Here is a 4888-nt window from a genome sequence, read left to right as displayed (position 1 = left end):
TCAAGGATTGAAGAAGTTCCCCTATCAAGAGAAGTCCACTGGCAGATATAATATAATTATCCGTTAATTGGATATCAAATCGACGTTTCATTTTTTCACCTTCCGGGTGCATTCATCCAATAAGATGAATAGGATCTTATCCCCTATTTTATCAAGGTTTTGAAGGGTATGTCGAAAGATATTATCACGGATTCAGGTATGATTGTCCCTATGTAAGTAGTCGTGGAAAGCGCCAGCCTCGCTCAGGCTGGCGCTTTCTTCTTTTACGAGTTAAAAAAGGGTCCAAATGCCAGAGCACGCCAAAATCAATAGCTTTCAGATTGGCTTCGAGATCCTCGACAGTATTGCTGATAGATTTCGATGTAGCTACAGTATAATGAAACAGGTCTTCCCTGATGGAAGCGACCAACCATCAACAAAAGAATATGTTGGACGTCTATCGGCAACAGGCGGAAGAACTAGGAACACCCCCCCGACAAAAAAATAAGGGGGAGGTATTCTAGATCAGCATTTGAATTCACATTTCCACGGCTACCCCCAGCAACAGTACCGCAAGGGCGCGTTGCAGCCATTTAGCTTGGACATGCCGGGCTGTTTTGGTCCCCAATGGGGCGGCAGCGACGCCACAATGAGCACGACGGCTGGCAGGAAGGGCACCTGGCCGGTGATCAGCTTGCCGGCACTAGTGCCGATAGAAGAAATAAGAGTGACGGCGAGCGAAGTCGCAATGGTAACCCGGGTGGGAATTTTTAAAACCACCAGCATGATGGGCACGAGAATAAAAGCGCCTGCCGCTCCGACAATGCCAGCGCTGATGCCTACGACAAACGCACTGCTGGCAGCAATCCACCGAGAAAACGATACGGATTCCTGTGCTTCCTGCTGCATGGGTTGCTGCGGAAGCACCATCATGATGACAGCAATGGTCGCCAGCAGAGCATAGGTGATGTTAATCATGTTTTCGGAAAACGCCCCGGAAAACAGGGACCCGAGTAAACTGCCGATGATAATACTGGTGCCCATGTATCCGATCAGGGAGGCATGCAGGTACGAGCCCTTTCGATAGCCCCATACGCCCCCAATGGTCGCAAACAACACCTGCACCGCAATCGCCCCGGATACATCATGGGCGGTAAACGAGCCAACGCCGAGCAGCGCCGGCACATACAACAGCAGCGGGTAATTGATAATGGAGCCGCCGACGCCAACCAGTCCGGAAATGTAGGAGCCCACCGCTCCTAACACAAAAACCGTAATCAAAAACGAGACGGTCATGCTTTCGCCTTCTTTCTATTCCTTCTCTTCCGATGCAGGCCGACGGCCAAACCAGGCAAACACCCCGAGAACGGCGCCAGCCAAAATCAAATGGGGGGCAATCATAACTAGAAAAAATTCCATAGGTTACTTCCTTTCTCCTCGAATGTAGGCGGCATCAAATAAAAATAACCGCATGAGCAAATACAGCGAGGGAATGAGTAATAAAAAGCCGGCAATAAACGCAGTGATCAGCGACCAGGCCATCGTCTGATTAACGAACCCATCATAAATGGTCAACTCATCATACAGAAGCCATGGCAGATGGGAGGCACCGTAGCCGAACCACGCGCTGAAATATTGCAGCATGACGAACACAAAAGCTGTTCCTAATCGCTTGCCCCGGTAGCTGAGATAGACGACCAAGGAGAAAAACAGGAACGAAAGCCCAAACATCCACCAGATATTCAGCATGCTGGAAAAATGTTCCGGGTTGTGCTGACGAATACCGATAAAGACGAGGCCGCTGGCAAGGATCGTTGGCAGGGACCAGAACAGGGTATACCGGCGAAATAATCGATACGACGTGTTATCACCCGCTTTGTGGGCGTAGTACTGCAAAAAGGCAGAAGAGATAAACAGCACGCTGATGATCGCCAGAATCACGACACTCCAGGCATACAAACTGGAAAATAATTCGCCGTATAACAGGCGAACCTGCCCGTTGGAAACATTGACGTACCCGCCCTCGGAAATGGTGAGGGCGATGGTCAGCGAAGCGGGGATTAAAAGACCCGTTGCTCCGTATAAAAATGAATAGACAGGGCTGTCTTTGGCTCCGTACGTATTAAAAGCGTAATATGACCCGCGAATCGCAATCAGCACGATCGAGATACTGACCGGCACCAGTAAGGCAGTGCCAAAATAGTAGGCGGTCGATGGAAAAAAGCCAACGATGCCGACAAAGAAAAAGACGAAAAAGACGTTGGTGACTTCCCATACGGGAGACAAATAGCGCTGGATGAGCGAATTGACCTGGTGGTCCTTCCGCGAAATCTTATTAAAGAAGTGGAAAAAACCAGCGCCAAAATCAATCGAACTGACGATCATGTAGCCGTACAAAAACAGCCAAAGCACGCCCATGCCGAGGATTTCCAGGTTCATTTGTCATCCCTCCTGTCCCCGTACCGCTGTTCGAGTTCATGAGCGGCTGGATTTTCTTTAAACATCCGGCGGAGTACTACAGTGGCAGTCACTCCGAGGGCGATATACAGGGCAATGAACAAGTAAAGCATGATATCTACGTGTTCGGCCGTGGTCGCTCCTTCCGGCGTACGCATGATCTGGTGCAAAATCCAGGGCTGGCGTCCAACCTCGGCGAATACCCACCCGAATTCGATGGCTAAAATGCCTAACGGCCCACCGGCGACAATGCCGCGCATCAGCCATTTATTATATTGCCAGGCCGGCTTTATCCGGCGAATGAGTAAATACATAAAAGAAATCGCCAGCAAATAGATGCCAATGCCCACCATGCCGTCAAATAAGTAATGAATATATAACGGAGGGGTGTCGGATTCCGGGAATTCATTTAAGCCAATTACTTCTTCGTTGGGGTTGCTGTGGGCGAGAATACTAAGGGCATAGGGGATTTCCAGTGCCCCGGTGACCTCCTGGTTGTCTGCTAAAAACCCCCCGACAATCAGCGGTGCCTGTTCCTCCGTTTCAAAATGCCATTCGGCAGCGGCTAATTTTTCCGGCTGATATTCCGCCAGATACTTGCCGGACAGATCGCCAATCGCGGCTGTAGCTGCTGCGAACACGAAAGCGGACACCATGGTCAGGTGGAGCGCTTTTTTATGATAAGCATGACGATTGCCCCGAATCATTTTGGTGGCCGCTATGGCCCCCAGCACAAACGCGGATGCCAGGTAACAGGTAATAATAACGTGAGCCGTTTTCGTCGGGGTGGCCGGGTTGAACATCGCCACCAGAGGATTAATATCGGTGAGCACCCCGTTTACGAGTTCAAAGCCCTGCGGCTGATTCATAAAGGAATTGACGGTAGTGATAAAAAAGGCCGATAACGAGGCGCCGATCACCACGGGGATGACGAGTAAAAAATGACGCCACCCCGATTTGAACCGGTCCCATGTATATAAATAAATGCCTAAAAAGATAGCCTCAAAGAAAAAGGCGAAAGTTTCCATAAATAACGGCAGAGAAATCGTCTGACCGGCGAGCTCCATAAAATTGGGCCAAAGCAGACTCAACTGTAAGCCAATCGACGTCCCGGTTACCACCCCGACGGCGACGGTGATCACAAACCCCCGGGCCCATCTGCGGGCGAGCAGGGTATAGTGGGGGTCCCGTTTCCGGAGGCCGGTCCACTCGGCGAGGGCAATCATTAACGGTACTCCAACCCCAATGGAAGCAAAGATAATATGAAATCCTAATGTTAATCCTGTCAAAATACGGCTGTAGGTGGCCGGATCATAATCAATCATGGTATCCTCCCTCAGGATCAGCTATGAAAATAGCCGTCCAATTAATGAAAGTAAAAATAACGAAGCAGCAATAAAGGCCACAATGGCCAGCTTTTTTTCCTGATTTTCTCCCACGCTGAAGACCTCCTTGAAACGAGGCAAAGACCCTCGGCTGACCTCGCCGGGAGCCTATTCCTTATTTGATGTCTTTTTGGCAGTAGTACCAATCCACACAGTCGTATTCATCGCTGTTCATCCGCTCTTGCGCTTCTTCTTTGGTCTTCGGCGGACTCACGATGGCTTTGTCTCCGGAGTTCCAGTTGGCCGGTGTGGAAACGCCATGCTCATCCGTGGTGCGCAGCGCTTCGACGAGACGGACAATTTCTTCCATGTTTCGTCCGGTGGAGAGAGGATAGTAAATCACGGCCCGGATTTTTTGGTTGTCATCAATGACAAAGACCGCCCGGGACGTTTCTGTGCCGGTAGATTCCGGCATGACCATGCCATACTGGGTAGCGACCTTTTGATCCAGATCCGCAATGATCGGAAATTCAATTGTTGTCTGGAAATTTTCTTCGATGTTGCGGACCCAGGCGATGTGCGAACTTACACTGTCAATGCTGAGCCCCAGCAATTCGGTGTTCATTTCTTTCAATCGCCCGTACACCTCCTGAAAAGCGACAAATTCCGACGTACACACTGGTGTAAAGTCTGCCGGATGGGAAAAGAGGACGAGCCACTGCCCGGAATAATCGTTCAGCGAGATATTTCCGTGCGTCGTTACCGCATCGAAAACAGGTGCCTGCTCCCCAATACGCGGAAGGCCTTGGCCTTGTGTTTGTTGTTCTTGTTGTTCCATAAATTGATCATCTCCTTTTTTCTAAAATTATTAATAATGGTTTTTAGGAAGCCTATAGCCAATATATATCACATTGAAAACGTCAATTTCTGATTTCATCAGAATTGTCATTGAATGTTAACATTACGGGTATGGGTATATAAGCATATTGATAAGTATACTGAGGATTTATAAATACTGTTATGATGATGTTTCTCTGAAGTTGCATAATCCATAGAAAAAAATTCCATACATGTTCATAAAAAGACAGAACTCCCAAATCTGCGGTACGATGGATGCGCTGACAAAC

General features: G+C 49.1%; 4 protein-coding genes and 1 pseudogene. All 5 read right to left on the bottom strand.

The features are described 5' to 3' along the window. Positions 1-517: 517 nt before the first annotated feature. Positions 518-1275, bottom strand: a pseudogene (locus tag BM058_RS17840) (sulfite exporter TauE/SafE family protein). Between the two features lie 15 nt (positions 1276-1290). After that, on the bottom strand, positions 1291-1398 hold the full coding sequence (gene cydS, locus BM058_RS18935; protein WP_407690195.1) for a cytochrome bd oxidase small subunit CydS: 108 nt from the start codon (positions 1396-1398) through the stop codon (positions 1291-1293). Between the two features lie 3 nt (positions 1399-1401). Further along, positions 1402-2418 (bottom strand): cytochrome d ubiquinol oxidase subunit II, encoded by a 1017-nt coding sequence (locus BM058_RS17835; RefSeq protein WP_079474052.1) that lies wholly within the window; start codon positions 2416-2418, stop codon positions 1402-1404. After that, the gene (locus BM058_RS17830; protein WP_079474051.1) at positions 2415-3761 is read right to left on the bottom strand and encodes a cytochrome ubiquinol oxidase subunit I; all 1347 of its coding nucleotides are present in this window, start codon (positions 3759-3761) and stop codon (positions 2415-2417) included. Before BM058_RS17830 ends, BM058_RS17835 begins: the two co-directional genes overlap by 4 nt. 175 nt (positions 3762-3936) lie before the next feature. Beyond that, a complete protein-coding gene (locus BM058_RS17825; protein WP_079474050.1) occupies positions 3937-4599 on the bottom strand; it encodes a peroxiredoxin in 663 nt (220 codons plus the stop codon). Positions 4600-4888: the final 289 nt, after the last annotated feature.

The organism is Salibacterium qingdaonense, assembly GCF_900114715.1.
In the GTDB taxonomy this organism is placed as follows: domain Bacteria; phylum Bacillota; class Bacilli; order Bacillales; family Marinococcaceae; genus Salibacterium; species Salibacterium qingdaonense.
The sequence above is the reverse complement of the archived record's forward strand: the minus strand, read 5'-3'. Positions and strand labels throughout refer to the sequence as shown.